The organism is Nonomuraea sp. NPDC051191 (assembly GCF_044455665.1).
Lineage (GTDB): Bacteria > Actinomycetota > Actinomycetes > Streptosporangiales > Streptosporangiaceae > Nonomuraea.
Genome location: NZ_JBITEZ010000013.1, coordinates 65414 through 91557 on the forward strand (window position 1 = coordinate 65414; position 26144 = coordinate 91557).

The 26144-nt window shown below is 70.8% G+C and carries 29 protein-coding genes and 1 pseudogene; 18 read left to right on the plus strand and 12 right to left on the minus strand.

Annotated elements, in window-relative coordinates:
* Positions 1-111: 111 nt before the first annotated feature.
* Entirely contained in the window at positions 112-681 is a 570-nt protein-coding gene (locus tag ACIA8R_RS34315) for a helix-turn-helix domain-containing protein (RefSeq protein WP_364102535.1), read from the minus strand.
* A 52-nt stretch (positions 682-733) separates the two neighbouring features.
* On the opposite strand from ACIA8R_RS34315, the gene ACIA8R_RS34320 reads away from it, so the two are divergent.
* The gene (locus ACIA8R_RS34320) at positions 734-868 is read left to right on the plus strand and encodes a hypothetical protein (protein WP_364102538.1); all 135 of its coding nucleotides are present in this window, start codon (positions 734-736) and stop codon (positions 866-868) included.
* Between the two features lie 125 nt (positions 869-993).
* On the opposite strand, the gene ACIA8R_RS34325 is transcribed toward ACIA8R_RS34320, so the two are convergent.
* From ACIA8R_RS34325 to ACIA8R_RS34335, 3 genes are all read right to left on the minus strand, one after another.
* Entirely contained in the window at positions 994-1437 is a 444-nt protein-coding gene (locus ACIA8R_RS34325; protein ID WP_364102634.1) for a GNAT family N-acetyltransferase, read from the minus strand.
* Positions 1438-1934: 497 nt separating this feature from the next.
* Entirely contained in the window at positions 1935-2498 is a 564-nt protein-coding gene (locus tag ACIA8R_RS34330; RefSeq protein WP_364102541.1) for a dihydrofolate reductase family protein, read from the minus strand.
* 110 nt (positions 2499-2608) lie between these two features.
* Complete coding sequence (locus tag ACIA8R_RS34335; protein WP_397042086.1) at positions 2609-3334, minus strand: class I SAM-dependent methyltransferase; 726 nt, start codon at positions 3332-3334, stop codon at positions 2609-2611.
* 227 nt (positions 3335-3561) lie between these two features.
* On the opposite strand from ACIA8R_RS34335, the gene ACIA8R_RS34340 reads away from it, so the two are divergent.
* Entirely contained in the window at positions 3562-5724 is a 2163-nt protein-coding gene (locus ACIA8R_RS34340; RefSeq protein WP_397042087.1) for a hypothetical protein, read from the plus strand.
* Between the two features lie 16 nt (positions 5725-5740).
* Here the strand turns inward: ACIA8R_RS34340 and ACIA8R_RS34345 are convergent, their stop codons facing one another.
* Positions 5741-6229 (minus strand): GtrA family protein, encoded by a 489-nt coding sequence (locus ACIA8R_RS34345; RefSeq protein ID WP_357706302.1) that lies wholly within the window; start codon positions 6227-6229, stop codon positions 5741-5743.
* Between the two features lie 205 nt (positions 6230-6434).
* Between ACIA8R_RS34345 and ACIA8R_RS34350 the strand changes: the two genes are divergently transcribed.
* Positions 6435-7493 (plus strand): CU044_5270 family protein, encoded by a 1059-nt coding sequence (locus tag ACIA8R_RS34350; RefSeq protein ID WP_397042088.1) that lies wholly within the window; start codon positions 6435-6437, stop codon positions 7491-7493.
* A gap of 51 nt (positions 7494-7544) precedes the next feature.
* Here ACIA8R_RS34350 and ACIA8R_RS34355 read toward each other — a convergent pair whose 3' ends face one another.
* Positions 7545-8117 (minus strand): hypothetical protein, encoded by a 573-nt coding sequence (locus tag ACIA8R_RS34355; RefSeq protein WP_364102554.1) that lies wholly within the window; start codon positions 8115-8117, stop codon positions 7545-7547.
* A 124-nt stretch (positions 8118-8241) separates the two neighbouring features.
* On the opposite strand from ACIA8R_RS34355, the gene ACIA8R_RS34360 reads away from it, so the two are divergent.
* Together ACIA8R_RS34360 and ACIA8R_RS34365 are read left to right on the plus strand one after the other, a co-directional pair.
* Entirely contained in the window at positions 8242-9060 is an 819-nt protein-coding gene (locus ACIA8R_RS34360; protein WP_364102557.1) for a hypothetical protein, read from the plus strand.
* 178 nt (positions 9061-9238) lie between these two features.
* Entirely contained in the window at positions 9239-9901 is a 663-nt protein-coding gene (locus ACIA8R_RS34365; protein WP_364102637.1) for a DUF4097 family beta strand repeat-containing protein, read from the plus strand.
* A gap of 251 nt (positions 9902-10152) precedes the next feature.
* On the opposite strand, the gene ACIA8R_RS34370 is transcribed toward ACIA8R_RS34365, so the two are convergent.
* The gene (locus tag ACIA8R_RS34370; protein WP_397042089.1) at positions 10153-11550 is read right to left on the minus strand and encodes a glutamate decarboxylase; all 1398 of its coding nucleotides are present in this window, start codon (positions 11548-11550) and stop codon (positions 10153-10155) included.
* Positions 11551-11894: 344 nt separating this feature from the next.
* Between ACIA8R_RS34370 and ACIA8R_RS34375 the strand changes: the two genes are divergently transcribed.
* The 10 genes and pseudogenes from ACIA8R_RS34375 (at position 11895) to ACIA8R_RS34420 (ending at position 17405) form a co-directional block, all read left to right on the plus strand.
* The gene (locus tag ACIA8R_RS34375; RefSeq protein WP_364102561.1) at positions 11895-12413 is read left to right on the plus strand and encodes a hypothetical protein; all 519 of its coding nucleotides are present in this window, start codon (positions 11895-11897) and stop codon (positions 12411-12413) included.
* Between the two features lie 56 nt (positions 12414-12469).
* Positions 12470-13744: an SRPBCC family protein gene (locus ACIA8R_RS34380; RefSeq protein ID WP_397042090.1), complete on the plus strand. Its 1275-nt coding sequence runs from the start codon at positions 12470-12472 to the stop codon at positions 13742-13744.
* A 56-nt stretch (positions 13745-13800) separates the two neighbouring features.
* Positions 13801-14007 (plus strand): annotated as a pseudogene (gvpJ, locus tag ACIA8R_RS34385) (gas vesicle protein GvpJ); the annotation flags it as partial.
* Between the two features lie 214 nt (positions 14008-14221).
* Positions 14222-15016 carry a GvpL/GvpF family gas vesicle protein gene (locus tag ACIA8R_RS34390; RefSeq protein WP_397042091.1) on the plus strand — a complete coding sequence of 265 codons (795 nt, stop codon included), beginning with the start codon at positions 14222-14224 and terminating at the stop codon, positions 15014-15016.
* Positions 15017-15087: 71 nt separating this feature from the next.
* A complete protein-coding gene (locus tag ACIA8R_RS34395; protein WP_397042234.1) occupies positions 15088-15297 on the plus strand; it encodes a gas vesicle protein GvpG in 210 nt (69 codons plus the stop codon).
* Positions 15298-15336: 39 nt separating this feature from the next.
* Positions 15337-15699 (plus strand): gas vesicle protein, encoded by a 363-nt coding sequence (locus ACIA8R_RS34400; protein WP_357706312.1) that lies wholly within the window; start codon positions 15337-15339, stop codon positions 15697-15699.
* A 41-nt stretch (positions 15700-15740) separates the two neighbouring features.
* A complete protein-coding gene (gene gvpJ, locus ACIA8R_RS34405; RefSeq protein WP_357706443.1) occupies positions 15741-16100 on the plus strand; it encodes a gas vesicle protein GvpJ in 360 nt (119 codons plus the stop codon).
* Positions 16090-16884 carry a GvpL/GvpF family gas vesicle protein gene (locus ACIA8R_RS34410; RefSeq protein WP_397042092.1) on the plus strand — a complete coding sequence of 265 codons (795 nt, stop codon included), beginning with the start codon at positions 16090-16092 and terminating at the stop codon, positions 16882-16884. The genes gvpJ (ACIA8R_RS34405) and ACIA8R_RS34410 overlap by 11 nt, the downstream gene beginning before the upstream one ends.
* Positions 16871-17110, plus strand: coding sequence for a gas vesicle protein (locus ACIA8R_RS34415; RefSeq protein ID WP_357706314.1), 240 nt, complete (start codon positions 16871-16873; stop codon positions 17108-17110). Before ACIA8R_RS34410 ends, ACIA8R_RS34415 begins: the two co-directional genes overlap by 14 nt.
* Positions 17094-17405, plus strand: coding sequence for a gas vesicle protein K (locus ACIA8R_RS34420; RefSeq protein ID WP_364102574.1), 312 nt, complete (start codon positions 17094-17096; stop codon positions 17403-17405). Before ACIA8R_RS34415 ends, ACIA8R_RS34420 begins: the two co-directional genes overlap by 17 nt.
* A gap of 77 nt (positions 17406-17482) precedes the next feature.
* Here ACIA8R_RS34420 and ACIA8R_RS34425 read toward each other — a convergent pair whose 3' ends face one another.
* A complete protein-coding gene (locus tag ACIA8R_RS34425; protein ID WP_397042093.1) occupies positions 17483-19975 on the minus strand; it encodes a cytochrome c oxidase assembly protein in 2493 nt (830 codons plus the stop codon).
* Positions 19976-20153: 178 nt separating this feature from the next.
* Entirely contained in the window at positions 20154-21770 is a 1617-nt protein-coding gene (locus ACIA8R_RS34430; protein ID WP_364102580.1) for an AMP-binding protein, read from the minus strand.
* 86 nt (positions 21771-21856) lie between these two features.
* Here ACIA8R_RS34430 and ACIA8R_RS34435 point away from each other — a divergent pair, with 86 nt between their 5' ends.
* From ACIA8R_RS34435 to ACIA8R_RS34445, 3 genes are all read left to right on the plus strand, one after another.
* Positions 21857-22732: a LuxR C-terminal-related transcriptional regulator gene (locus tag ACIA8R_RS34435; RefSeq protein ID WP_357706318.1), complete on the plus strand. Its 876-nt coding sequence runs from the start codon at positions 21857-21859 to the stop codon at positions 22730-22732.
* 72 nt (positions 22733-22804) lie between these two features.
* On the plus strand, positions 22805-23182 hold the full coding sequence (locus ACIA8R_RS34440; RefSeq protein ID WP_397042094.1) for a DUF2255 family protein: 378 nt from the start codon (positions 22805-22807) through the stop codon (positions 23180-23182).
* 68 nt (positions 23183-23250) lie between these two features.
* Entirely contained in the window at positions 23251-23916 is a 666-nt protein-coding gene (locus tag ACIA8R_RS34445) for a flavin reductase family protein (RefSeq protein ID WP_357706320.1), read from the plus strand.
* Here the strand turns inward: ACIA8R_RS34445 and ACIA8R_RS34450 are convergent.
* From ACIA8R_RS34450 to ACIA8R_RS34460, 3 genes are read right to left on the minus strand one after another with little or no spacing between them, the layout of a single operon-like run.
* Positions 23913-24419, minus strand: coding sequence for an NUDIX hydrolase (locus tag ACIA8R_RS34450; protein WP_397042095.1), 507 nt, complete (start codon positions 24417-24419; stop codon positions 23913-23915). The genes ACIA8R_RS34445 and ACIA8R_RS34450 overlap by 4 nt on opposite strands.
* A 9-nt stretch (positions 24420-24428) precedes the next feature.
* On the minus strand, positions 24429-25172 hold the full coding sequence (locus ACIA8R_RS34455; protein WP_357706322.1) for an ABC transporter permease: 744 nt from the start codon (positions 25170-25172) through the stop codon (positions 24429-24431).
* Complete coding sequence (locus ACIA8R_RS34460) at positions 25153-26094, minus strand: ATP-binding cassette domain-containing protein (RefSeq protein ID WP_397042096.1); 942 nt, start codon at positions 26092-26094, stop codon at positions 25153-25155. The genes ACIA8R_RS34455 and ACIA8R_RS34460 overlap by 20 nt, the downstream gene beginning before the upstream one ends.
* Positions 26095-26144 lie beyond the last annotated feature (50 nt).

Consider the following 26144-nt stretch of genomic DNA (forward strand, 5'->3'; position numbering starts at 1 on the left):
ACAGGCTGGCGCGAACGCGGCGGGATCATGCGTAACCGCGCGGCCTCTGCTCGCTGCTCGGCGAGGCAGGCGCGGCCCCACTCCTCATACATGGCATACACGGAAGGCTCCTCAGGGTTCTTCGGGGAATGCGTGGTAGAAAATGAAAATCGGCCGAGTGTCCGGCGGCGCCTCGCTCGATTCGACGCGCGATTTGGCCAGCTCACGCCACGGCTGCAACACGGCATAGAGCTGGTCGGCGAGTTGCGCGAGCTCGTCCTTGGTGAGCCTCAGGTGGTGGCTGCCGCCGAAGGCCGCGTTGCGCCAGTCCTCGGGAAGCGTCATGTGAGTACGCTCGAAATCGCGCAGCCGCTCGAACTGGTCGATCACCCATTGTGAAGTCCACGCCTGCGCCGCGGCTCGTGCTTCCGGGGCTTCGAAGTCCCTCACCAATGCCCACCCGCCCATGGATGCCCGCACCCAGCGTTCCCGGCTGTCCCGGGCCAGCTCCGGCACGTCCTCGATCAAGCCGTGTTTCTGCATTTGCCGCAGGTGATAGCTGACCTGGCCGGGGTCGGCCTCCATCCGTCTGGCCAGCTCGCTCACCGTGATCGGGCCGATCCGGCAGAGGCGGCCGAAGAGCTTCATCCGAAAGCGGCTGGTCAAGACCTTGAGGACGTCCGGGTCATCGATATGTCGCATGAGCACGACGGTATGACCGGCAGGTGAAATTGCTCAAGGCATCTACTGGATCTTGAAAACACGGCGGTTCTGCGGAGAGCGGCTCACGCCCGGCCGCGTCTGCTACGCCGAGCCAGGTGACGAACACGTCGCGCACCCCGTGCAGGAGGCGAGGATCCTGGTCATCGAACGCAAGGGCAGCATCTGACCCCGCAGCAGTACCCACCTGCATGGAGTTCCACCGGCAATGCCGCCCTGCGGACCATCGCCACCGCTGGACCGCTGGACCGCTGGACCGCCGGGACAAGGGGCCGGCGCGGGCTCGCACTCTGGCTAGAACGACAGCTTGAACCCGTCGTGGCTGCGGACGAAGCCGAGGGAGTCGTAGAAGCGATGGGCCTCGGTGCGCTGTTTGTTGCTGGTCAGCTGCACCAGGGTGCATCCGCGGGCGCGTGCACGTTCGATCGCCCAGGTGAGCAGTTCGCGTCCAAGTCCCGCCCCACGTCGATCGGCACGCACTCGGACTGCCTCGATCAGAGCCCGCTCCTGTCCGTGTCGTCCCAGGCCAGGGATGTACGTCAGTTGGAGGCAGCCAAGGACCGTGCCGCCTCCCTCGTCGAGAACGAGCATTTCGTTTCGCTCATCGGTGTCGACGGCCTTGAAGGCCCGCTCGTACGCCTCGTCGACTTCAACGGTCCGGGGATCAATCACAGTGTCCTCATCAGCCAGGAGGGCAATGATCGCGGGCAGATCCCGGCGCGTCGCAGTACGAATCATCACGCCACAGAGCATGCCAGGCAGCTGAGCACGGTCGAGCGGCGGTCCATCGAGGCAGCGTCATCGGCGTCCGAGGAGCCCTGGCCATCGCTCCGTCCTCGGCCGCCGGGCCACAGCACTGCTGCCGGCCCTGGCCGCCTGCACGCTCTCATCCCAGGCGTACGCGGCCGGCATCGACGTCGAATGCGTCGGCAGCTTCGCCCGTACCTTCTCACCTCCCGCCACCACGACCGCGCAGACCATCACCGTCACCGGCGGCTACTCCTACGACACCTGCGCGGTCGCCTCGGACGGCACCGGCGCCGAGAGCGTCTTCACCGGCACCGTCACCTCGGGGCGCTACCTCGGCGACGCCGCCACCCGCGTCACCAGCGGTATCAGCTACTACGGCAGCCTGCCCGGCTGCCTGCTCGGCACCGCCCCCATCTCCTCGGCCACCGGCCTCGTCGACAGTCTCCTGCTCACCAGCTGAACCCCGCCCCCAAGCCTGTCGCAGGTCAGCGGTGTCGCCGGTACTGCAGATAGACGATCCCGTTGCCGGAGGCGGTGCTGGAGACCAGGTCGAGCCGGTAGGACTTGGGGACGCCGTCGAACAGCCGGGTGCCCTCGCCCGCGACGTAGGGGAACATGCTCAGCCGGAGTTCGTCGATCAGGTCGAGCCGCATGAGCGACCGCCAGAGGCTGACGCCGCCCCAGACGATGACGTGGCCGTCGCCGCCCAACCTGAGCTTGTCGATCTCTTCTGTCGTGTCGCCGGCGGCGATGGTGGTGTTGGCCCAGTCGGCCGTCTTCAGGGTCCGGGAGAAGACGACCTTGCGCGCGGGGTTCAGGATGTCGGCGAACGGGTGGTCGGTGGAGGTCGTCATGGCCGGGGCGATGCTCTCGTAGGCGGTTCGGCCCATGATGTGCGCGTGGGCGCTCCGGAGGAAGTCGAGGTGCGCGGGCTCGTCGGGCTGACGGTTTTCGGGCAGGTCGAAGCAGAACGTCGAGAACTCGGTGCCTTCGTCGGCGAGAAGGCCGTCGAGGGAGTAGTTGAAGACTGTCGCTATGAGCTTCCGCATGATCAGATCTCCGGGGGTCTCTGCCTGTTGGAGGGACGTGCGTGTGGGCGTCGCGGCCCGTCGTCCATGCGGTTGGACACCGACGCCACCCGGAAGTCATCGCTGGGCGATCACGAACGCCTTGCCAGGAAGACGAACTCCCTTCCTGGCCGGTCAGGCGCATCGCGAACGTCCTCCACCACATAGCCGTGGGCGACCAGATCCCTCTCGACCTCTTCCCGCTCCCGGAAACGCAACGTCGAGTCCGACGTGAGCACCTGCCCGTCCGCGGCGAGGACGTAGGTCCAGCGGAACGTCACCAGGGGCAGGCTCACCTCGATCAGCTCGACCCAGCTCTCGACGGAGCCGACGCCCGGGATCTCCGTCACGTCGTGGGAGGACTCGCGGGTCCACTCCTCCCAGGCGCGTCTGGCCGGATCGCGGGTCTCGAAGACCAGCCGCCCTTCGGGCCGCAGCGCTTCGCGGGCTCCCCGCAGCGTCCTCTGCCAGGTCGGCGGATCGGCGATGGCCTGGGCGACGTTCGCCGTCATCGTCGCCAGGTCGACCTGCAGCGGCGGGAGGTCCGTCGCGTCACCGCAGATCCAGCGCACTCGCTCGCTGCCCGGTTTGGCCTGGGCGACGTCGATGGAGGCCTGAGCGGGATCGACGCCGACGACCTCGATCCCGCGGCCGGCCAGAAGAAGTGCGAACACGCCTGTGCCGCAGCCGATGTCCAGCACCCGGCGAGCCTCGAACTCCTCCGCCATCCGGAGGTAGGCGTCGAGATCGCCGCGGTCGGGGTCGAGCGGGTCGTAGAGCACGGCGAGGCGTGGATCCCCGAAACATTCGTCAGCCATGCGGCCGAACGTATGCGGGGCCAAGACCGAACGGCCACCGAGTATCGAGGCGGGAACGCACGTCTTCACGTCCGCGAGACGCCTCCGTCCAGGGGGGGCCGTCGCGTTCTTGGAGTACGGAACGTGTCCCGCCGTGGGTTCGATCCGATGCCGATGGAGTCTGCGGCCCGGTCCGGGCGGCGGGTGAAACCTAGGCTCGTGGGAACCCTTCCCCCGCAGGAGCTCCCATGGCCGAGCTTGAGGCGCCACCCCGTGCAGACGTCCCCAGCAGCACCGACCGCGTGGAGGACCCGCGCGAGGGCATGCGGCGAGGCTGGGTGGTCTGGTTCGCCTACGCCGCCACGGCCCGGCACCTGATCCGGCTGGCGACACCGGCCGCGCTGGTGTTCGTGCCGCTCGGCCTGCTGGCCCTGCTGGGGCTGGCGCCCGTCGTGGACGGGTCGGCGGCGCTGGTCAACGGCTCGTTCGAGCTGTTCGACCCGCCGGTCGGGCCGCTGCTGGCGTGGACGGCGGCGGCGACCGCGCTCGTGCTGGCCGCCCAGGCCGTGGTCCTGCCCGCCACGGTGGTGCTCGCCGCCGGGCTGCTGACCGGCAGGCGCGTCCGGGTGCCGGACGCGATGCGTGCCGCGGCGCGGAGGTTGCCCGCGATGCTGGCGCTGGCGCTGCTGGCCGTGCTGGTGTGCGCGGTGATCGCGGCGGCGGGGATCGGCGTGCTGCTGTGGCACGGGCCGTTGCCGGGGGCGTTCTTCGTGATGGGCCTTCTCCTGCTGATCGCGATGCCGTGCCTGCTGGGCATGGCGGCCGTGGTGCTGGAGGGCCGGTCGCCGGGAAGCGCGATCGCCCGCGGGTACCGGCTGGCGTGCGCGGCGGGACCGGCCCAGAGCGGCTTCTGGTCCAGCTCGTTCACGCTGGCCCTCGGCGTGCTGGCTCTTCCGGTCGCGGCGCGGCAGGCGGTGGAGTGGGCGGCCTCGGGACATCCCCTCGTCGGCGGCGTCGCGACCTCGGTCCTGGGGCTGGCCTTCCCCGCGTTCCAGGCGACGGTGATCGCCCGCCTGTACCTGCGGCGGCTGGCGCTGCGCGGCACGGCCACCGAGTTCGACGGGCTCGTCGAGCGCCTGCCCGAGAGCGAGCCGTCCCCGGCCAGGCCGGTGCCGGTGCTCGCGGCGTTGCTGCTGCCCGGCCTGCTGTACGGGGGCACGATGCTGGTCAACCCGTTCGGCTGGCTGGAGGTGGACCAGACGGTCGTCACGGCGTCCTGGACACGTCGTGAGCCGCCGATACGGAAGGACGGGCGCCCCGCCCCGACGCTCGGCACGCGGGATCTGCGGGCCGTGTTCGCCGGCCAGGGATCGAGCATGGTCATGCTCATGGACGGGTTCGACCAGGCGAAGCTGCTGACCTGCGCCGACAGCGCCTGCGCCCACTACCGGTACGCGTGGGCCGAGCCCGCCCAGGCCGACGAGGATCCCCGGTCGGCCGGCACCCGGCTGCCCGACGGCCGGATCGTGCTGACCACCTGGACCACACAGGGCAAGGACGAGACCTGGCGGGCCAGGCTCGGACTGCTGATGTGCGACGCGAAAGGCTGCCTGCCCGCGGCCGGCGGCCGGTCCCTGGGCGAGGTGAAGGACGAGAACAGGCTGGTGGCCCTGGCGCCGAGCCACTACGGCGGCCTGATGATCGCCCAGGTACGCCGGAACGGGGACGGCGAGATCCTCTCCGTCACCACCTGCGAGGACCCCGCCTGCACGAAGCCGCGGACGAAGGACCTGGCCAAGCTGCCTACCCGCACGTCGCGCTACCAGGATCAGGGCCTGGCCGTCGCCGCGGGCCCGCTCGACCGCCCCGTCGTCCTCCGCTTCGACGACTACACCGGCTCCCTGGCCGTGATCACCTGCGAGGACGACACCTGCGACCCCGTGCACGTCGAACATCCGGTCCAGGGCGGCTTCACGTGGGCTTCGGGCAAGAACGACGGCCCCACCGGCGCGACCATGGTGCTCAGGGAGGACGGCCGCCCGCTGATCGCCTACCGGGACTCGGCCGACGGGTCGGTCAGGCTGCTCGACTGCCGCAACCCCTCGTGCTCGCAGGCCGACACCGTCGTCCTGTCCACCCCGGGGGACGACCACCTGCCCCCGGCGCTGACGGTGGACGAGACCGGCCGGACCGTGGTGGCCTACCAGGACCTCGACCGCGACCAGATCGTCGTCGCCACCTGCAGGGGCACCCGTTGCACGCACACCCCCGTGGCCAAGAGCGAACACACTCCCGGCCAGGGCCTCGCCATGGCCCTGGACGGCCGCGGCCGGCCGGTGATCGCCTGGATCGACGACTCCTACTCCTTCGACCTGGTCGTGACCAACCCGCTCAACCTTCCCTCCCCGTGAGCCATGAGGGGCGCGGTCAGGCCGCCTCGTCCGTGGAATCGGGGACGGAAAGCAGTCGCATCCTGCCGGACCCGGCCTTCTCGTCGGGGAAGACCCACTTCCGGAACGCCCAGAAGCGGAAGACCATGGCGACCAGCGTGCCGATGATCTGGGCGCTCATGAAGTCGGCCACCTCCTGGGTGAGCACGCTCACGTCCGGGGTCTCCAGATGGAACACGTACCGGGAGATCCAGAGCGGTGCGGTGCTGAGCACCAGACCGATGCCGCTGACCAGGAAGAACAGCGCCGCCTCGTGACGGCGTTCGCGGCCGCCCCTGGTCCGGAACGACCATTCGCGGTTCAGCACGTAGGACGCGATCGTCGCCACGAGCACCGCGATGATCTTGGCGGTCACCGGCTTCGGTTCCAGGACGGTCAGCTTCAGCCCGTAGAACGTCGCGTTGTCCACCAGGAACGCGGCTCCGCCCACGACCACGAACTTCAGCAGCTCACGGTGCTTCAGCACGAGTGCGTGCAGCGGTTTCGGCAACCTCGCGAGTACTGCTCTAGCTGTTCTGCGCACCCCCGATCTTCTCACCAGTCGATCACCTTGGTAAATCCATACTTTTCGGACGGCCGTGGAGATCGCGAGAAACCGTGAAGAAGGATCGGGGGTTCGCCGAACCAGGTGTGTTCGACGTAACCACCTGAAAGGCACGCCTTTCGCAGCCGTGACCGCTTCGACCTCACCTGTCCCAGCGCCCGTCCCTGGCTCCGAGGAGATCGAGGGCGACCGGGCCGGCCTCCCTCAGCCGGCGCGGTCACCTCGGCGGCCTCTTCACGGTCTCCCGGGCGGCAGGTGGACGATGAGAGTCGGCGCGGCCATGGGCCTCGCCGCGGCGGTGACCGCGGGGCTCGTGGTGGTCCGGGGCGATCACGACTCCGCTCCGTTCGGGGCGGCCCCGGCCGGCGCCGCCGAGCTGCTGCGGAACGCGGCCCTCGTCGCGGTACGGGAGGAGACGCGACCAGGGGCGGGACAGTTCCTCTACGTCGACCAGAAGGCCGTCACCTGGGGCTCCGGTTCCGAGGGCGAATACACCCAGGACGTGCGTCGCGAGCTGTGGCTGCCGGGCGGGAACGCCGACAAGGCTCTGACGCGCTCGACGTACGGGCAGACACACGTCACCGACGGACGGGACCCGATGCACCTCCAGTCTCCCGGAACGGTGGAGTACGAACGCGCGGGACAGTGCCGCACAGGCGGATCGGCCCGGCTTCCTCAGGCCGACGAGCTTCCCGTCGACCCCGATCAGGCCCTGGCGAAGGTCCGCCAGGACGCGGAGGCGTTCGTCCGTTCGGACCAGAGCAGACGCGCAGAGACGAACCTGGACGCGGACGAGATCGAGATGCGGGTCGAGAAGACCGTGGGGAGCCAGCTGTTCAGGCTGGTGGAGAACCCGCTCGCCTCCTCCGGGACCAGGTCCACGGTCTTCGGCGCGCTGTCCAGGATGCCCAATGTGACCATCGTCCCGGACCTCACCGACTCCGCCGGACGGCACGGGGTGGGCGCCTCCCTCAAGCTCGCGACCCCCGACGGCGGCTGGGAGCGCGGGGAGCTCATCTTCGAGCCGGGCACGTACCGGTTCCTCGGTTATCGGAGCTGGCTCGGACAACCCCAGGGCGGACAGGTCAAGGAGACCCCGCGTTCCAGCATGGCGGTGATGACGGTGAAGGTCGTCGACTCAATGCCGGAGGTCCCCAAGAACGCCGGCAAGCCGCTGTTCTGCTGACGCGATGTTCCGCCGAGGGATCCGTAGGCGTCGTGGAAGGCCGGTGCCGGCTCAGAGTCGGATGCTCCTGATGATCTTCGTGAGCTCGGGTACGAGAGGTTGGCTGGCCATGACGGTGACCACGACTCCCTTGCGCTCGACCCAGCCCGCGTACCGCCCGTGGCCCAGTGCGCCGTCGCCCTCCTGGGTGAGCACCTGACGGTCGCCGATCTTCACGGTGCTGGTGTCTCCGGAGAACGTCCCGAGGTCGAACGGGCCGTTCTTGAGCTGTGCCAGCGACTTGGCCTTCGGCCAGCACACCACCCTGATCCACAGCGACCGATGCCGGCGGTCCACGTCGTCGCGGTCGTCGGTCCACTGGTAGCCGTACTCGGTGATGCTGTCGTGCTTGTTGACGAGGACCTGCCCGGACGTGAACCCCTTCGGGACATGGCCGACACGGACCCCCTTGATGGCGGCGGCCCCTCGCGGCGGCTTGTCGATCCTGGTGTCGGCTGACCGCTTCACTTCGGCCTTGGACGGGACGGGACAGGACGGCCGAGCCGCCGCCTGGGCCGGGAGCGGCATGAGCGCCGCGACGACCGGCAGCGCGGACAGGGCGACTAACTTCTGGAGCTTGTTCACATCCGGGTTAGAGGTGACGGACGTGAAGAAAGTTCATTGTGTTCCGGCCTGACGCCACTCTCCATGATCGCTTGTAGGGTGAGGCGTTCACCCCCGTCCTTCCGCCCCCCCAAGGAAGCCTCTCGTGTTACGTCGTCACCGCTCAGCCCTGCCCGCCCTGCTCGTCGCCGGTCTGTACGGTGCCGCGCTGACGGCAGCCGCCGTCGTCACCCTGATCTCCGGCGACCTCGGCCCGTTGTGGGGGCTGACGGTGTTCTCGGCCGTGACCGACGACGTCACGGTGACAGGGGGGAACCTGCTCCTCCTGATCGTGGCCGGGCTGTCCTGGACATGGGGGATCTGGGAGGTCCTGCGCGGGCCGCTCGCGGGCCCGCCGCCCCGGCAGGACCGCGACATCCTGCGGCTGCGCGTGGCGCTCTACGTCGCGACGGCCACGACGTGGCTGCTCCACGTCACCGCGTGGCTCCCGGTGGATGTCGCGGTGATCGACTCTGCGGCGATGTACGTGCTGGTGCTGCTGTTCATGCGGGTGCTGGGCCCCGGCCGGCAGTACATGCGGGGCGCGGGGGTGCTGGGGTACGGCGGATTGACCCTCATGGATGTGCTCGGCCTCGTCGGCCTGCCTGTCCCGGACAGTATGGAGCTAGTGTGCGGCCTGGCCGTCCTGGCCTGGACGATTCTGATCCTGCGGGCCCAATGGGACGACGACCGCTGGCGGACGGCGACCGTCAAGTACGGTGTCGCCGCCCTGGTGGTGCCGATCCTCCTGATGCTGGCGGCGTTGCCGTTCGCGGAAGAGGGAAGCGCCGTCGAGGCTCTCGGCGTGGTCTCCAGCGTCCTGATCATGATCTGGCTGGCCCGCTCCGCCCACGACCTTGCCGCCCCGCGCGACCAACCGGCCGAGGCCGGATCGACTGTGTGGAGCAGCGGCCAAGACCACTGACAAGTTGCCCCGCCCGCGCGGCGACCAGGGCGTCCCCATGTCAGTTGTGGTGTCAGGGCGGCGACAGCCCCGTATCAGAGCGGACGGACATGCTGAATGCATGAACGGTTCAGCGATGCGGCCTCCGGGCCGCGAACTGGGCCACCTACCCGAGAACCATGAGTCGCAGGAGACCAGCATGCAGACGTTCGCCACCCCCGCCGCCATCCGCGCCATCCTCGACATCCCCGCGGGACGCGTGCACTTCGTCGCCGCCGACCAGGCCGAGACCACGGTCGAGGTCGTGCCCTCGAACGCCTCGAAGAGCCGCGACGCGCAGGCCGCGGAGCAGACCACGATCGACTACGCCGACGGCGTGCTGCGCGTCGTGACCCCGGTGAAGAACCAGTACCTCGGCCCGTCCGGAGCCATCGAGGTGACGGTCAAGCTGCCCGCCGGCTCCCACGTCGAGGCCAAGGCGGCCAGCGCCGAACTGCGGACCGCCGGCCGCCTCGGCGACGTCACCTTCGACGGCGCGTACAGCCAGATCAAGATCGAAGAGGCCGCAAGCCTCCGCCTCACCGCGGTCGACGGCGACGTCGAGATCGGCCGACTGGGCGGCGCAGCGGAGATCACCACTGCACGGGGTGACATCCGTATCGCCGAGGCCGCGGGCGGCAAGGTCGTGCTCCGCACCCAGTCCGGTGACATCTCGATCGCCGCCGCCACCGGGGTCTCGGCGGCCCTGGACGCCGGCACCGACCACGGCCGCATCACCAACGCCCTCAAGAACGACGGCGCTGTCGAGCTCGACATCCACGCCACCACCTCCAGCGGCGACATCACCGCCCGCAGCCTGTGACCCGCGGCCTCCAGAAGGGAGGCGGACCAAGTTGCGGAGGTCGTCACGAAGGCGCGCCCGATCCGGAGAACCCGGCGCTCTTGTCGGCAGGACTGGGAGATCGGCCCAGCCTGCGCGGTTCGTACCTTGTAGTTGAAGGCAGACCAGAGGCCCTTCGGGGCCTCTTCTGCGTTTCATCGGCTGCGGCCGGGACACGGCGAAGGCGGCCCCCAGCTGTGGGGGCCGCCTTCGACTGAGGCTGTGGATCGTTCCTATCGTCCGGTCGGTACGCCGGTGCCGTCGGCGGCCGTGCGGGGACGCGGGACCCGGTTGTTGCGCAGGTACTCGACCTCGGTACGCAGGTTCGCCAGCAGCTTGCCCGCGATGTCCTGGCTGAAGCCGTTGCGGATGACGAAGCGGATGACGGCGATGTGTTCCAGGTTGGGCGGCAGGTAGTACGTCGGGGCCTGCCAGCCGTGGATCTTCAGCCGGTCGGCCAGGTCGAAGACGGTGAAACCGTCGAAGCCGGGAGCCGTCCGTACGGCGAGCACCGGTAGTTCCGAGCCGTCGGCGATGAGCGAGAGCTCGGGGAGCTTCGCGATCTCCTCGCCGAGGTAGGTCGCCACGTCACGGCAGGTCTGCTGGACGGCCCGGTAGCCCTCGAAGCCGAGCCGCAGGAAGTTGTAGTACTGGGCGACGACCGGCGCGCCGGAACGGGAGAAGTTGAGGGTGAAGGTGTCTATGCTGCCGCCGAGCAGGTCGCAGGAGAGCACCAGGTCTTCGGGCAGCGCGTCCGGCTCCTGCCAGACGATCCAGCCGACGCCCGGGTAGACCAGGCCGAACTTGTGGCCCGAGGTGTTGATCGACTGCACCCGGGGGAGCCGGAAGTCCCACACCCTGTCGGGCTCCAGGAACGGGGTGATGAAGCCGCCCACGGCGGCGTCGACGTGCAGCGGGATCTTCAGGCCGCGCTCGGCCTCCAGCCGGTCGAGCTCGGCCGACATCTGCTCGATCGGGTCGTACTTGCCGCATTGCGTGGAGCCGAGCACACCGACGACGCCGATGGTGTTCTCGTCGCAGAACTCCCTGAGCCGGGCGGGGGACAGGGTGTAGGCGGGCTCCTCGATCGGGCTCCAGCGCGGCTCGACGTCCCAGTACTGGCAGAACTTGGGCCAGCAGGTGTGGACGGCGGTGCCCATCACCAGGTTGGGCCTGTCGACGGGGAGCCCGGCCGCCCGGCGCCGCTCGCGCCACTGGAACTTCATCGCCAGCGCGCCGAGCATGGCCGCCTCGCTGGAGCCGCCGGTGGAGCAGCCGACGCTGGCGCCGTTGGGGTCGCTCCACAGGTGGTCGAGCATGTTGACGCAGCGCGACTCGATGTCGGCCGTCTGCGGGTACTGGTCGTGGTCGACGATGTTGCGGTCGAGGGTCTCGGCGATGAGCTCGCGGGCCTGGGGCTCCATCCAGGTGGTGCAGAACGTGGCCAGGTTGAGCCGGGCGTTGCCGTCGAGGAGGAGCTCGTCGCGGATGAGCGCCTGGGCCGCGCTGGGGTTCATCGGGTTGGTCGGCATCTTGAAGCGGGGGACGCCCCCTTCGGGGACCAGCCCGTTGTAGAGGGGATTGACATCGAGCGCTTCCTGCCACCGGTCGGATTCGACTCGTCTGAGCATGAGCTTCACCTCTCGATGCGTTGAGTGATGTCGAGCACTCACAGTAGGCAAGTTTTTACTGTCCGTCAACGACTTCCATGCCGAGGTCCGGAGTCCTGCGATGGCTGCGGGTAGGTGTGGGGTCTCGGTCGGGGCCAGTTGGGGCTAAACGGGCGCTGATGGGGTGGGTCGGATTCGCGGCTCCACGCCAACTCCGCGTCCCTTTTTTCCGCCAATGTGGTCCTTTGTCGGATTTGCGGGTAGGTCATGCCGCGCGAGCAGGCGCCGGCACGTCCGGGGTCTGTACGCGCGTACCGGGCCCAGGGCGGGCCGAGGTGGTGAGTGAGCGGGAAGGAGTGCTGATCATGTCGAACAGGTTGCAGGTGGCCTTTGCCGTACTCGCCGGGTACTACCTCGGACGGCGCCACAAGTTGCGCATGGCGGCGGCACTGGCGGCGGCGGGGCTGGCCGGACGTGCCAGCTGTGGCGAGGGCGGCCTGCTGGCGCAGGGCGTCAAGGCCCTCAGCTCCAATCCGGAGCTGCAGCGGATGACCGGCCGCCTCCGGGGCGAGCTCATGGAGGTCGGCAAGGCGGCGGCCGTGTCGGCGGCCAGCAGGCAGATCGACTCCCTGACCCACAAGCTCCAGGAGCACGGCGGGAAGTCCCACGCCGAGCAGGACGAGGCCAAGCCCGCGAAGCAGCAGGCGCCCAGAGGCGAGGAAGCGGACTACGACGAAGAGGACTACGACGAAAGCGATCGTTACGACGAGGACGAGGACGAAGAGGCGACCGAGGAACCGGAGCAGGCCGGGCAGCAACCCGAGGGTCATCGAGGACAGCGGCGAACGCGTCCTGTCCGGCGGGTCAGCCAGTCGCGGAGGTGAGTGCGGTGACTGAGGCAGAGGCAGCGAAGAAGGCGACAGGAGCCGGCGGGAGAGCCTTGGGCAAAGCCACCGGCACGGCCCGTCGCGCCGGCCAGGCCGCGAAGGGCAAGGTCGAGGACCAGGCCGGGGAAACCGTGGGAAAGGCCGGTGAGGCCGCGGGGAAGGCGGGGGAGGTCGGTCACGGAATTGCCGACAGCCTGCCGATGGACCGGCTCGTCCAGTCCGCACAGGGGCTGCTGCAGGCCGCGGGCTCGCGGGTGCTGTCCTCCGCGGGGGACAAGCTCGAAGGCCTGACCGGCCGTCTCTCCGACTACGTGGAACACGGCGGGAAGGGCCTGATGAGCGCGGTCACGGGCTCGGACAAGCCGGGCGGGTTCGTCAGCGGAGCCCTGAAGGGCGGCCTGACCGGTGGCCTGAAGGGCGGCCTCAAGGGGGGTCTGAAGGGCATCTTCCAGAAGCTCACCGGCGGTGGCGGCGGGAAGGCGGGCCACGAGAAGATCACCAACATCGTGGAGTCGATCGACGTCGGCGCGCCACGGCGTCTGGTGTACGACCAGTGGACCCAGTTCCAGGACTTCCCGACGTTCATGAAGAAGGTCGAGACCGTCAAGCAGGACAGCGACGAGGAGCTTTCCTGGAAGGCCCAGGTCTTCTGGTCGCACAGGAGCTGGAAGGCGCACATCGTCGAGCAGATCCCGGATCAGCGGATCATCTGGCGGTCAGAGGGACAAAAGGGGTATGTCGACGGAGCCGTGACCTTCCACGAGGTCACTCCCGACCTGACCCGGGTCCTGGTCGTCCTGGAGTACCACCCGCAGGGCCTGTTCGAGCGGACCGGCAACCTGTGGCGCGCGCAGGGGCGACGCGTACGGCTGGAGCTCAAGCACTTCAGACGGCACGTGATGGCGCACCTGCTGCTGAAGCCCGACGAACTGGAGGGCTGGCGCGGTGAGATCCACGACAGCGAGGTCGTCAAGGATCACCGGACCGCCGTCCAGGAGGAACAGGACCGGCAGGGCGCCGAGGAAGAGGAGCCCGAGGAGGGCGAGAGGGCCGAAGAGGAAGAGTTCGAGGACGAGGACGAGCTGAGCGAGGGCGAGCCCGAGGAAGAGGAAGAGGAAGAAGAGCCCGAAGAGCCCGAAGAGGAGGAGTACGAGGAGGAGCCCGAAGAGGAAGAGGAAGAGGAGCCCGAGGAGGAAGAGGAAGAGGAAGAGGAGCCCGAGGAGGAGCGTCCCGCGGCTCCGGTTGCGCGGCGTCGGGCCGGAGCGCCCACCCGCCGGGCCGCCGAGCAGGACCGGCCGGTACGCCGGCGTCGGATCCGAGCCGAGTAGCCACTCGTCAGGGCCTGTCGCCGAAGGCCCGGCCAGCCAGTAACAGGGGGAACGACATGACCGTTCAGCCTGCCGGTCGCGGCACGCCGGCCAGCAGCGGCACCGCGGGGACAAGCCTGGCGGACGTCATCGACACCATCCTCGACAAGGGCCTCGTCATCGACGCCTTCGTCCGCGTCTCGCTCGTCGGCATCGAGGTGCTGACGATCGACAGCCGGATCGTCGTGGCCAGCGTGGACACGTACCTGCGCTTCGCGGAGGCGGCCAACCGGCTCGACCTGTCGGCCACGGAGAAGGGACTGCCGGAGGTCGTCGAGGGAGTGACGCAGGCGAGGGCCGTCAGCCAGGCGAACGAGCCTGCCGGCGGAGCGCTGGAAGCCCCGTCCGAGGAGACGGACGAGATCCAGGAGATCGCGGGTGACGTCGTGGAACGCGAGGAAGAACCGCGCCGGGCACGTCGTAGAGAGGATGGCTGAGATGTCGCCACGTGACAGGGCCGCCGAGGCCGAGGAGACCTCGCCGGCGAGCGTGAACGGCAGCGCGTCCTACGTGTACGGGATCGTGCCGACGGATGTCGAGGTGGAGCCCGGGACCGAGGGGGTCGGGCAGCCGGCCGGGGAGGTGCGGCTGGTGCCGTTCGGCCAGATCGCCGCTCTGGTGAGCGACGTCGAGGTGGACCGCCCGCTGGGCCGGCCGAAGGATCTCCAGGCGCACCAGCGGCTGCTCGACCAGACCGCGGCGGAGGTGCCGGTGCTGCCGTTCCGGTTCGGGGCGGTGCTGACCGACTCCGACGCCGTGGTGGAGGAGCTGCTGAAGCCGTACCACGACCAGTTCGCCGACGCCCTGCAGGAGGTGGAGGGCCGGACGCAGTACGTCGTCAACGGCCGGTACGACGAGCAGGCGATCCTGCGCGAGATCCTGCGGGAGAACGGCGAGGCCGCGGACCTCCGGCAGCAGATCGCCGGCCTGCCCGAGGACGCGACGCGCAACGAGCGCATGCGCCTGGGGGAGATCATCGAAGGCACGATCGCGGACAAACGCGAGGTGGACACGGCGGCCGTCGTGGACGAGCTCTCCGACGTCTGCGAGCAACTGGTCGTGCGCGAGCCCGCCCACGAACGGGACGCCGCGCACGTGGCCGCGCTGGTGGAGCGGGGCAAGAAGGCCGAGTTCGAGCAGGCGGTGGACGAGCTGACCCGCCGCTGGTCGGGCCGGGTCGAGGTACGCCTGCTGGGGCCGATGGCGCCGTACGACTTCGTCGGCACGAGCTGACGGCACGAAGCTGACGGTTCGGCGCGGACAGCGACGTCAGAGAGGAGTGAACATCCTTGGGACTGGGGACGTTGCTTTTTGGCTGGCCACTTATGCCGGTTTATGCGGTCGTCAAACTCGGGGAGCTCCTGCGCGACCAGGTCGAGCGGGAGCTGCACGATCCGGCCGTGGTCCGGCGCCGCCTGGAGGAGGTGGAGCAGGCCAGGGCCGCCGGCCGGATCTCCGAGGAGGAGGAGGAGCGGGCGGTCGAGGAGATCTTGCAGGGGATGGTCGGCTGGTGAGGCGCCCGCGCCGCATCGGGGGAGTACGGGGGTGATTTCGTGCCTGCCAGGCAGGGAACCGGGAGCAAGCACGCGCCAGGAACGGGAAGCGCGGACATCAGCGGCGAGGGGCCGCCTCGTACGCGCTCGGCGGACCTCCCGGCCGCCGCGGTGGCCGGGGTGGGGCTGCGCATGATGACCGAGCTGACCGGCAAGGAGGCCGAGTCCGTCACGCTGGTCGAGCCGGCGGAGGACGGGTGGCTGGTCGGCGTGGAGATCGTGGAGGACCGGCGCATCCCGTCGTCCGGGGACACCCTGGCCCTGTACGAGATCGAGCTCGACATGGCGGGCGACCTTCTGTCCTACCGCCGGGTGCGCCGCTACAAGCGGGGCAGCGGTGACCTGGCCGAGGGGGCGCGGTGAGCGCCAACGTGCGGCCGAGTCCGTACCTTCCCGGGTCCTCGATGCAGTCCGGCCACGGCGGCCGGGAGTCGGCCAACCTCGGCGACATCCTGGAGCGCGTGCTCGACCGGGGCGTGGTGATCGCCGGCGACATCCAGGTGAACCTGCTCGACATCGAACTGCTGACGATCAAGCTGCGGCTGCTCATCGCCTCGGTGGACACCGCCCGTGAGATGGGCATCGACTGGTGGGAGCACGATCCGTGGCTCACCGGCGGCACCCAGGAGCTGGCCAAGGAGAACCGCAAGCTGCGCCGCCGTCTCGCGGCGCTGGAGGAGATGGTGTCCGCGCGGGTGGTGCCGAGCGGCGACGCCGGGCACGTGTCCGGTCACGGGCCTGAGGCGGTCGAGCGTGGCCACTGATCAGGGCGTCTACCTGTACGCGGTCACGCGTGCGGAGGGCGAGGGGCCCGACGGCCTGACCGGCGTGGCGGGCGCGCCCGTGCGCCGTCTCGTGCACGCGGGCCTGGCCGCCTTCCTCAGTACGGTCTCGCTGGAGGAGTTCGGCGAGGAGGCGCTGCGGCGCTCGATGGAGGACCTGGCCTGGCTGGAGGAGACCGCGCGCACCCATCACCGGGTGGTGGAGGCCATCGCCGGCCTGCGGTCCACGGCCCCGGTGCGGCTGGTCACCGTCTACACGGGAGAGGCGCAGGTACGGGAGCTTCTCGACGAGCGGCACGAGCAGTTCGACGCGGTGTTGTCGCGGGTGACGGGCCGGCAGGAGTGGGGCGTCAAGGCGTACGCCGTCCCGGTCCCCGCCGAGCCGGCGGCCGAGCCGGTGGACGGTCCGCGGGGCGCGTCGCCGGGGGCGGCGTACCTGAACCGCCGCCGGGCGGCCCTGCGCGGGCGGGAGGCCGACTGGCGCCGGGCCGCCGAGCACGCCCAGGCCGTGCACGAGGCGCTGATGCACGTCGCCGTCGTCGGCCGTCGCCACCGCGCCCAGGACCCGCAGCTGTCCGGACGCCGGGAGCAGATGGTCCTCAACGGCGCCTACCTGGTGGACGAGGAACGCGCCGCCGAGTTCACCCGGGTGATCGAGGACATCGTCGGGCAGGGCGTCGCCGTGGAACTCGTCGGCCCCTGGGCGCCCTACTCCTTCGCCGCGCTCGACCAGGAGGGTGAGGCGGCCCACGGTGACGCTTCCTGAGCCGAGAGGAGGCCGGCTCGCCGCCGAGGGCCGCCTTCCCGAGCAGCGGGTGGCGCTCGTCGACCTGCTGGACCGCCTGCTGGCGGGTGGGGCGGTGGTGATCGGCGACGTCGTGCTGTCCATCTCCGGCATCGACCTCGTACGGATCTCCCTGAGGGCCCTGCTGGTGAGCGTCAGGGAGGGCGACGCGGTCGAAGGAGGGATGCGACGTGACGGGCAGGAGTGACGGGCGGACGGCGAGACGCGGCGAATGGCGGCTGGAGACGGACGCCGACTCGGTGGAGCGCGACCTGAGCCGGCTGGTGCTGACGCTGGTCGAGCTGATCCGCCAGCTCGTCGAACGTCAGTGCGTGCGGCGGATGGACAACGGCGACCTGTCGGAGGAGCAGCTTGAGGCGGTGGGGCTGACCCTGATGCGGCTGGAGGAGGCCATGGCCGAGCTCTGCGAACGCTTCGGCCTGTCCCCCGCCGACCTCAACCTCGACCTCGGCCCCCTGGGTACCCTGCTCCCCACGGACTGACGCAGGCGCGCAGGCCGAGGAGGCGGACCGTTCAGTACGGGGTGCTCGCAGCGCGGGAGCCCCCACGGTCCGCGCGGTCACGCGGTCGGGGTGACGGGGGCGGTGTCCAGGGTGAAGGTCTCGACGATCTCGGTGCAGGTGCCGTGCTCGCCCATCACGCACAGCGCCAGGGTCTGGTAGGTGGCGGTGAAGGCCGCGGGCTCGGCCAGGAGACCCAGGTCGAGCGGGTGGTCCGGCCGCTGGAGCCGGGTGAGGGTGATGTGCGGGCGGAACAGGTCGCCGATCTCGTCGTAGCCGTGCAGGTCGAGGTTGGCGCGGGCCGTGGGCGGCGCGGTGAGCCGGTGGTCGGCCAGGACGCGGCCGACCGGGTCGAGGTGGCGCAGGCCCGTGCGCAACGGGCCGAGCGCGGTGACGACGTCCTCCTGGAGCCGGGTGATCGCGTCCGTCTTCCGGAAGAACAGCTCGACCATGCCGTGCTCGTTGGCGGCGAAGGACTCGCCTTCCAGGCGCATCGCGGAGGTGCGCCGGCTGAGCTCGTGCAGCAGCGCGACGGCCTCTTCGAGCCCGTCGGGGGTGAAGTTGGCCATGTAGAGCGAGATGTGCGGGTAGAGGCCGTCCTCTCGCAGGACGAACTCGGTCGCGGTGGCCTCCGCGCAGCGCCGGCTCAGGTGTACGGACTGAGCGTTGACGTCGTGCGGAGGCAGCAGGACAACGTCGTAGACCGGGAGATCGCCCATAAGGGAGGAGTCTAGGACGGGCCGGGGGCGCCGCGCGCGGGCGGCCTGCCGCCGCAGGGCCAGGCGCACGGCCGGGAACGCGAAGGCGGCCAGCGGCACCAGCAGGAACACCGCCCCGGCCACGCGCTGGTCGGCCAGCGGATCGGGCACCCCGAGCGGGGCCGCCAGGGAGAACCAGTCCGCCGCGACCGCCGGTCCCACCAGCAGGTACGTCCCGAGCCCCAGGTACGCGACGGCGGCCACCGCCAGCAGCCGGACCCGCGCGGCCCACGGGAACGGCCTGGGCAACGGGTCGAGGTCGAGCACCGCCCAGGCGACCAGCAGGCCGACCCCGGCGGACCCGGCCATGGTGACCAGGTGGGGCGCGTACCCGGCGAGCGACCAGGGCAGCCACGCCGTCCCGTACAGCAGCAGGAGCAGCAGCGGGACGGCGGCCGTCAGGAGGGCGGGACGGGTGAGACGCCGCCCGAAGGCGCGGTCGCCGAGCGGGCCGTACCGGGAGCCGGGGCCGGTGGCCCGCGCGGCGAGGGTGAGCGGCGCGCCCGCGCACAGCAGCAGCGGCGCGACGACGGCGAGGACGACGTGCTGCACGGCCTGGGCCGACGCCATCGCCCGCGCGTAGCCGCCCACCCCGCCGAGCAACGCGACCGCGGCCAGGGCCAGCCCGGCGTGCCAGGAGAGCGTGCGGAGGACCGGCCAGCCGGGCACCCGGCGCAGGCCGGCCAGGTAGCCGGCGGCGGGCAGCGCCAGCAGCAGCAGGACGAGCGGGTCGAGCCGCACCTCGCTGAGGAGGGCGCCGGGCGAGAAGGGCGCGAGGGCGTACTCCAGGACGGGATGGTCGTGCCCGCCACCCGCGCCGGGCGGCGGCGGGGTACGGGACAGGCCGACGGCCAGCCCGGTCGCCGCCACCATCACCGTCACCTCGCCCACGGCCAGGCGGACGAACGTGCGGCGCACCCCGCGATCGGCCACCCCGGCGACGGTACGCAGACGATGCCGCCGGCCGAACCAGGCCAGCACCGCCAGGGCCGCGACCTTGGCCAGCAGGAGCAGGCCGTACCGGCTCAGCCACAGGTCGGAGAGGCTGTCGAGCCGCACCCAGGCGCTGACCAGGCCGGAGAAGGCGACTGCGGCGAAGCAGCACAACGCGATCGTGCTGAACCGCGGCAGGACGACCCGCAGGTCCGTCGAGCGCCGGAAGTGCAGCAGCACCGCGCCCAGGCCGCCCACCCACACCGACACCCCCAGCAGGTGGGCCATCAGCGCGGACACGGCGATGTCGTGGTCGGCCGCCGAGGCGGCATGGCCCACGTAGGCGGGCGGCAGCAGCCCGAACGCCGCCACGGCCAGTGGGACCCAGGCGGGCAGCCGCCGTACGAGCGTGGTCAGCGCCACCGCGAACGTCGTGACCAGCACCACCAGCAGCGCCTGCGTCTGCGGCAGTGACGTGCCGAAGTCGAGCATGCCGGGCTCGGCGAGCAGGTTCGCCACCGGCATCGGGATGAAGCTGGACAGGGTGAACACGTAACCGGCCAGGGCGGCGACCGCCCATCCCAGCGCCCACCAGCCCGCCGCGCGCAGGCACCGCTCCGACTCCGGCGAGCCGCCAGGGGCCAGCACGGACGCCGCCAGCAACGTCCCCACGCAGGCCACCGCGCACAGGTCGAGGGCGAGGCGGGCCAGCGGCAGGCCCCAGTCGGTGACCGGCCCGGCGGTGGGCAGCCCGAAGACCTCCACCGTGCCGGCGCCGCCGCCGAAGCGCAGCACCGCGACCAGCACCAGGACGCCCACGCCGACCGCGAACACGGCGTACGTCCGTGCGGAAGCTCTCATAGGCCACCCGCCACGTCGTCCGAGGCCAGAAACCCGGCCGCGCCGGCCGGGGCGGGCGCGGTCCCCACATGCTCCCACAGGGGCCGTGCCCGGGCCAGGCGCGGTGATCGTCTGCTTCCGGCGCACAAGCGAAGGTACGCAGCCCGACCGGCCCCGGTTCAGCCGTCCGGGGCGCGGGTCAGTCGTGCAGGCCCAGGAGGGTGACGGCCTGTTCGCGCATCTCGACCTTGCGGATCTTGCCCGTGACCGTCATCGGGAACCCGTTGACCAGGTGGACGTAGCGGGGGACCTTGTAGTGGGCCAGGCGGCCGGAGCAGAAGCGCCTGACCGCCTCGGCGGTCAGCGGCTCGGTGTCCGGGCGCATGACGATCCAGGCCATCAGCTCCTCGCCGTACTTCTCGTCCGGCACGCCGATCACCTGGACGTCGGCGATGTCGGGATGCGTGTACAGGTACTCCTCGACCTCGCGCGGATAGACGTTCTCGCCGCCGCGGATCACCATGTCCTTGATCCGGCCCACGATGTTGACGTAGCCCTCGGCGTCCATGGTGGCCAGGTCGCCGGTGTGCATCCAGCGGGCCTCGTCGATCGACTCGGCCGTCCTGTCCGGCTCGTTCCAGTAGCCGAGCATCACCGAGTAGCCGCGGGTGCACAGCTCGCCCGGCTCGCCCCGGGGCACCGCGAGCCCGGTCTCCGGGTGCACGATCTTCACCTCCAGGTGCGGCATCACCTGGCCGACCGTCTCGGTGCGCCGAACCAGGCCGTCGTCGCGGCGGGTCATCGTGGACACGGGCGACGTCTCGGTCATGCCGTAACAGATCGCCACCTCGCTCATGTGCATCTCCCCGATCACCCGCTTCATCACCTCGACCGGGCACGGCGAGCCCGCCATGATGCCGGTGCGCAGCGACGACAGGTCGAACTCGGCGAAACGCGGATGGCCCAGCTCGGCGATGAACATGGTCGGCACGCCGTACAGGGACGTGCACCGCTCGGCCTCCACGGCCCGCAGCGTGGCCTCGGCGTCGAAGCCGGGCGCGGGCAGCACCACGCAGGCGCCGTGCGAGGTCGCGCCCAGGTTGCCCATGACCATGCCGAAGCAGTGGTAGAGCGGCACCGGCAGGCAGACACGGTCGGTCTCGGTGTAGCCGACGCCCTCGCCGACGAAGTAGCCGTTGTTGAGGATGTTGTGATGCGACAGCGTCGCGCCCTTGGGGAAGCCGGTCGTGCCCGAGGTGTACTGGATGTTGATCGGGTCGTCGAAGGACAGCGTGGCCGCCCGTACGCGCAGCGCGTCGGGGTCGGCGCGGCGACCGGTCTCGACCAGTTCGTCCCAGCCGGGCTCGCCGATGAACACCACCTGCGTGAAGCCGATCTCGGCGAGCATCGCGCGGTAGTCGCTCGTCTTGTGCTCGACGGCGCTGACCAGCAGCCGCATGCCCGACTGGCGGACCACGTAGTCCAGCTCGTGGGCGCGGTAGGCCGGGTTGATGTTGACCAGGATCGCGCCGATCTTGGCGGTGGCGTACTGCGTCAGCACCCATTCGGCGCAGTTGGGAGCCCAGATGCCGACCCGGTCGCCCTTGGCGATGCCCCTGGCCAGCAGGCCGAGCGCCACCTCGTCCACCGCGGCGTCGAACTCCGCGTACGTCCAGCGCCGCCCGCTCGCCATCTCGACCAGCGCCTCGCGGTCGGCGTACCGGGCCGCGGCGCGTTCCAGGTTCTCCCCGATCGTCTCGCCCAGCAGGGGGAGCGAGGATACGCCGGACGCGTAGGAGAGCAGTGAGTCACCCATGCCGGAAGCATCCGCCAGGGCGGTGAGGCACGCTACCCCCGTTCAGGGGTAGCCGCGGGAGGCCGGCCGCGTGCCATGCTGGTGACATGGCGGTGACACACCTTCCGTCGAGTGCCCTGGCCCCGCAGGCCGCCGTGCTCCTGCGGGCCGCCCTCACCCGGATGCGGCACGTGGTCGGGCTGCCCGTCCTGTTCGGCGGCGCGGTGTCGACCCCGGGCGGGGCCGTGCGGCTCACCGAGCTGACGGGCGTCCGCACGGACGTGCTGCGCGGGCTGGCCATCCACACCGGCACCGGCCTGGGCGGCCGGGTGCTGGTCACCGCCCGGCCGGGCAGCGTCGAGGACTACGTCACCGACTCCCGCATCAGCCACGAATACGACAAGCCGGTGGCGGTGGAGGGGCTGCGCGCGATCGCGGCCGTCCCCGTCGTGGTGGGGGAGACGGTCTACGGCCTGCTCTACGGCGGCGTCCGCGAGCCGCTTCCGCTCGGCACCCGCGTCCTCGACGGCATGAACCAGATCGCCGCCCGGCTCGGCGTCGAGCTGGCCGTACGCGCCGAGGTGGAGCGGCGGGTGGCCGCGCTGGAGACGGCCGCGATCACCGGCGCCGCCCGCGAACGGCCCGCCGGCCCCGAATGGGAGCAACTGCGCGAGGCGCACGCCGAGCTGCGCTCGATCGCCCAAGAGGTCGCCGACCCGGTCCTGCGCGAGCGGTTGCAGGGCGTCTGCGACCGGCTGAGCTCGCCGAACGTCGGGCCCGTCCCGGCCAACCCGCTGTCGCCCCGGGAGCTCGACGTGCTCTCCCTCGTCGCGGTCGGCTGCGGCAACGCCGAGGTCGGCCGGCGGCTCGACCTGAAGCCGGAGACGGTCAAGAGCTACCTGCGCAGCGCGATGCGCAAGCTCGGCACCCACACCCGGATGGAGAGCGTGGTCTCGGCCAGGCGCGCCGGCTACCTCCCCTGAGCCCCCGGCGGATTTACCAACAACGGACGATGCCCATCAGCGCCGTCGACCGGTTCCGGGTAGGCCCCCACCATGACTGCTTGGACGAACGACGAACTCGACCGGATCGCCGCCGCCGAGGAACTGCAGATCGCGTCCCTGCGCGGCGACGGCGAGCTGCGCCGCCCGGTGACGATCTGGGTCGTCCGCCTCGACGACGACCTGTACGTCCGGGCCGTGAACGGGCGCGACGGCACCTGGTTCCGCGGCGCCCAGGAGCGGGGCAGGGGTCGGATCCAGGCCGGGGGCGTCGACAAGGGCGTCACGTTCGCCGACGCCGACCAGGAGCTCAACGACCGGATCGACGCCGCTTACCGGGACAAGTACCGCCACTACTCAGAGAGCATCGTGGACTCGGTGGTCAGCGGGCAGGCCCGCGCCGCCACGATCAGGCTCGTGCCGCGCTCCTGACCCGCCCGGCAACGAGAGGTCCGATGGCCGCCAGCGCCCGGCCGCCACCGGCCGCGACAGTGGAAGGCATGAACACTGTCGTGGATGAGCACGTCCGGATTGAGCCCAATATTCTCTACTTCGGCACCCCCGTCGTCCTGATCTCCACCCTGAACGAGGACGGCACCCCGAATCTCGCCCCCATGTCGTCGGTCTTCTGGCTGGGCTGGCGCGGCATGCTGGGGCTCGGGGCCAGGTCGAAGACGTCCCAGAACCTGTTGCGGACCGGCGAAGGCGTGCTCAACCTGCCTTCCGACGCCCTCGCCCCGCAGGTGGACCGGCTGGCGCTGACCACCGGGAGCGACCCGGTGCCCGAGCGCAAGCACCAGCGCGGTTACCGGTTCGTGCCGGACAAGTTCGGCCGGGCCGGGCTGACCGCCGTCCCGTCGGAGACGGTGGCCGCGCCCAGGGTGGCCGAGTGCCCGGTCGCCATGGAGGTCGTGGTGGAGGAGACGCATCCGATGGGCGACGGCGGGGTGCTCACGTTCGAGGTGCGGGTGCAGCGGGTCTGGGTGCACGAGGACATCCGCCTGAAGGGCACCGACGACCACATCGACCCCGACGCCTGGCGTCCGCTCATGATGAGCTTCCAGAAGCTGTACGGGCTGGGCCCGCAGGTGCACCCGTCCACGCTGGCCAGCATCCCGGAGCGGCACTACCGCAGCGCCGACCTCGAACGGGCGCGCACCCTCTAGAGGCTCTCCAGCAGCGGCAGCCAGGTGCGCCCGGCGCACAGCTCCTTGATCCGCGCCGGGGGCAGCCACTCCGCGCCCGTGCTCTCCGACCCCGCCGGCGGCGCGGTCGCGGCGCCGGGCGTGGCCAGCCGGGCCCGGAACATCACCATGTGCGTCAGCGCCGCGTACCGGTAGCCGGCGGGGGCTGGGGCCAGAAGCTCGACGCGCTGCCACGCGAAGACCGACAGGGCCGACGGCTCCAGGAGAAGACCGGTCTCCTCCTGGAGCTCACGGACCACGGCCTCGGTGGCGCTCTCACCGGCCTCCAGGTGGCCGCCCGGGATGTCCCAGCCGCGCCCGACCCGGTCGACGCACGTCAGCAGCGTCCTGCCGATGCTGTCGGAGACGAACGCGAACGCCGAAGTCGTGCTGCCGGCGGGCGGGAGGGCCGAGGAGAGGATCACGTCGAGGCGGTGGTCGACGGGGATCCACGGCACGACGCAGGAGGCCACCACATGTGTCATGCCCCTATTTCACACGCCTTTGCGCATGGCCCGGTTGCCCAGGTACAGCCCGATCGCGGCGACCAGGCAGGCCGACGCGGTGCCGTACAGGACGGAGGGGTTCGCGAGGTCGCCGGAGAACAGCGCGCGCTGGGCCTCGACGATGTACGTGACCGGGTTCGCCGTGCCGACCGCCCGCAGCCAGCCCGGCGCGGTGTCCAGCGGGAGCAGCACGCCCGACAGCAGGAGCAGGGGGAACAGGATCGACTGGCTGACGATGTAGAACAGCGTCCCGCCGGGCGCCGACCGGATGGCCAGGACGAACGAGAACGCCCCCAGCCCCACCCCGAAGACGGTGAGCTGCGCCAGCCCCGCCAGCACGCCCGCCGGATACAGCTCGAACCCCAGCGGCACGGCCAGCACGATGATCAGCACGGCCTGCGCCAGCAGGACGACCATCGCCTTCAGCGCCCGGCCCACCAGCATCGCCGTCCGGTTCAGCGGGGTGACCAGCATGCGCTCCAGTGAGCCGCCGATCAGCTCCACCAGCAGCGTGTAACCGGCGGACATCGGCCCGGTCAGGCACATCATGACCAAAATGCCCGGCACGAACCACTGCCACGACGAGCCCACCGCGCCGTCCAGCAGCGCGCCGAACAGGAACAGGAACAGCAGCGGCTGGCCCATCTCGAACAGCAGCGCCACCGGCTCGCGCAGGACCGGCCGGAACTCGCGGGTGAAGACGGTGGCGGTGTCACGCAGGAAGGTCGTCATCGGTCAGGCTTCTCCCGGTGAGAGTGAGGAACACGTCGTCGAGGGTGGGGCGGGCGGTCTCGGCTGCGGTCACCTTGATCCCGGCGGCGTCCAGCGCCCGCAGGCAGCCGGGGAGCGCGGCGGGCGCGTTCGCCACCCGCAGGCGCATGGTGAGGCCCTCGGCGTGGCCGCCGGTCAGCTCGGCGGCCCTGGCGGCGTCCTGGGCGGTTTCGGCGGTGACCGTGACGGTGTCGCCGGCCAGGTCGTTCTTGAGCTGCTCGGCCGTGCCGTCGGCGATGATCGTGCCGTTGTCGATGATCACCACCCGTTCGGCCATGTCGTCGGCCTCCTCCAGGTAGTGGGTGGTGAGGAAGAGCGTGGTCCCGTACGCCTCGCGCAGGCGCAGGATGTGCCGCCAGATGTCGGCGCGGCTCTTCGGGTCGAGGCCGGTCGAGGGTTCGTCGAGGAAGAGCAGGTCGGGGCGGTGGATGAGGCCGAGCGCGATGTCCAGGCGGCGGCGCTGGCCGCCGGAGAGCGTGCCCGGCCTGCGGCCGGCCAGGTCTTCGAGGTCGAGCAGGCGCATCAGCTCGCCGGCCCGGGCGACGGCGTCGGAGACGTTCAGGCCGTAGCAGCGGCCCTGCGTGACGAGCTCGTCCCGGACGTGGAAGTTCTCGCCCGCGCTGTTCTTCTGGCCGACGTAGCCGATGCGGGAGCGCACGCCGGCCGGGTCGCGGGTCACGTCGTGGCCGGCGACGACGGCGGTGCCGGAGGTGGGCGGGAGCAGGGTCGTGAGCAGGCGCAGGGTGGTGGACTTCCCGGCGCCGTTGGGGCCTAGGAAGGCGACGAGCCGGCCGGGTTCGACGTCGAGGTCGATGCCGCGTACGGCTTCGACGGTCTCCTTCTTCAGCGTGAACACTCGGGTGAGACCCCGGGTGTGGATCATGGATGGTCGCCTCCTGGGCATGGCGAAGAAGCCCCTGGTCAGGGGCCCTT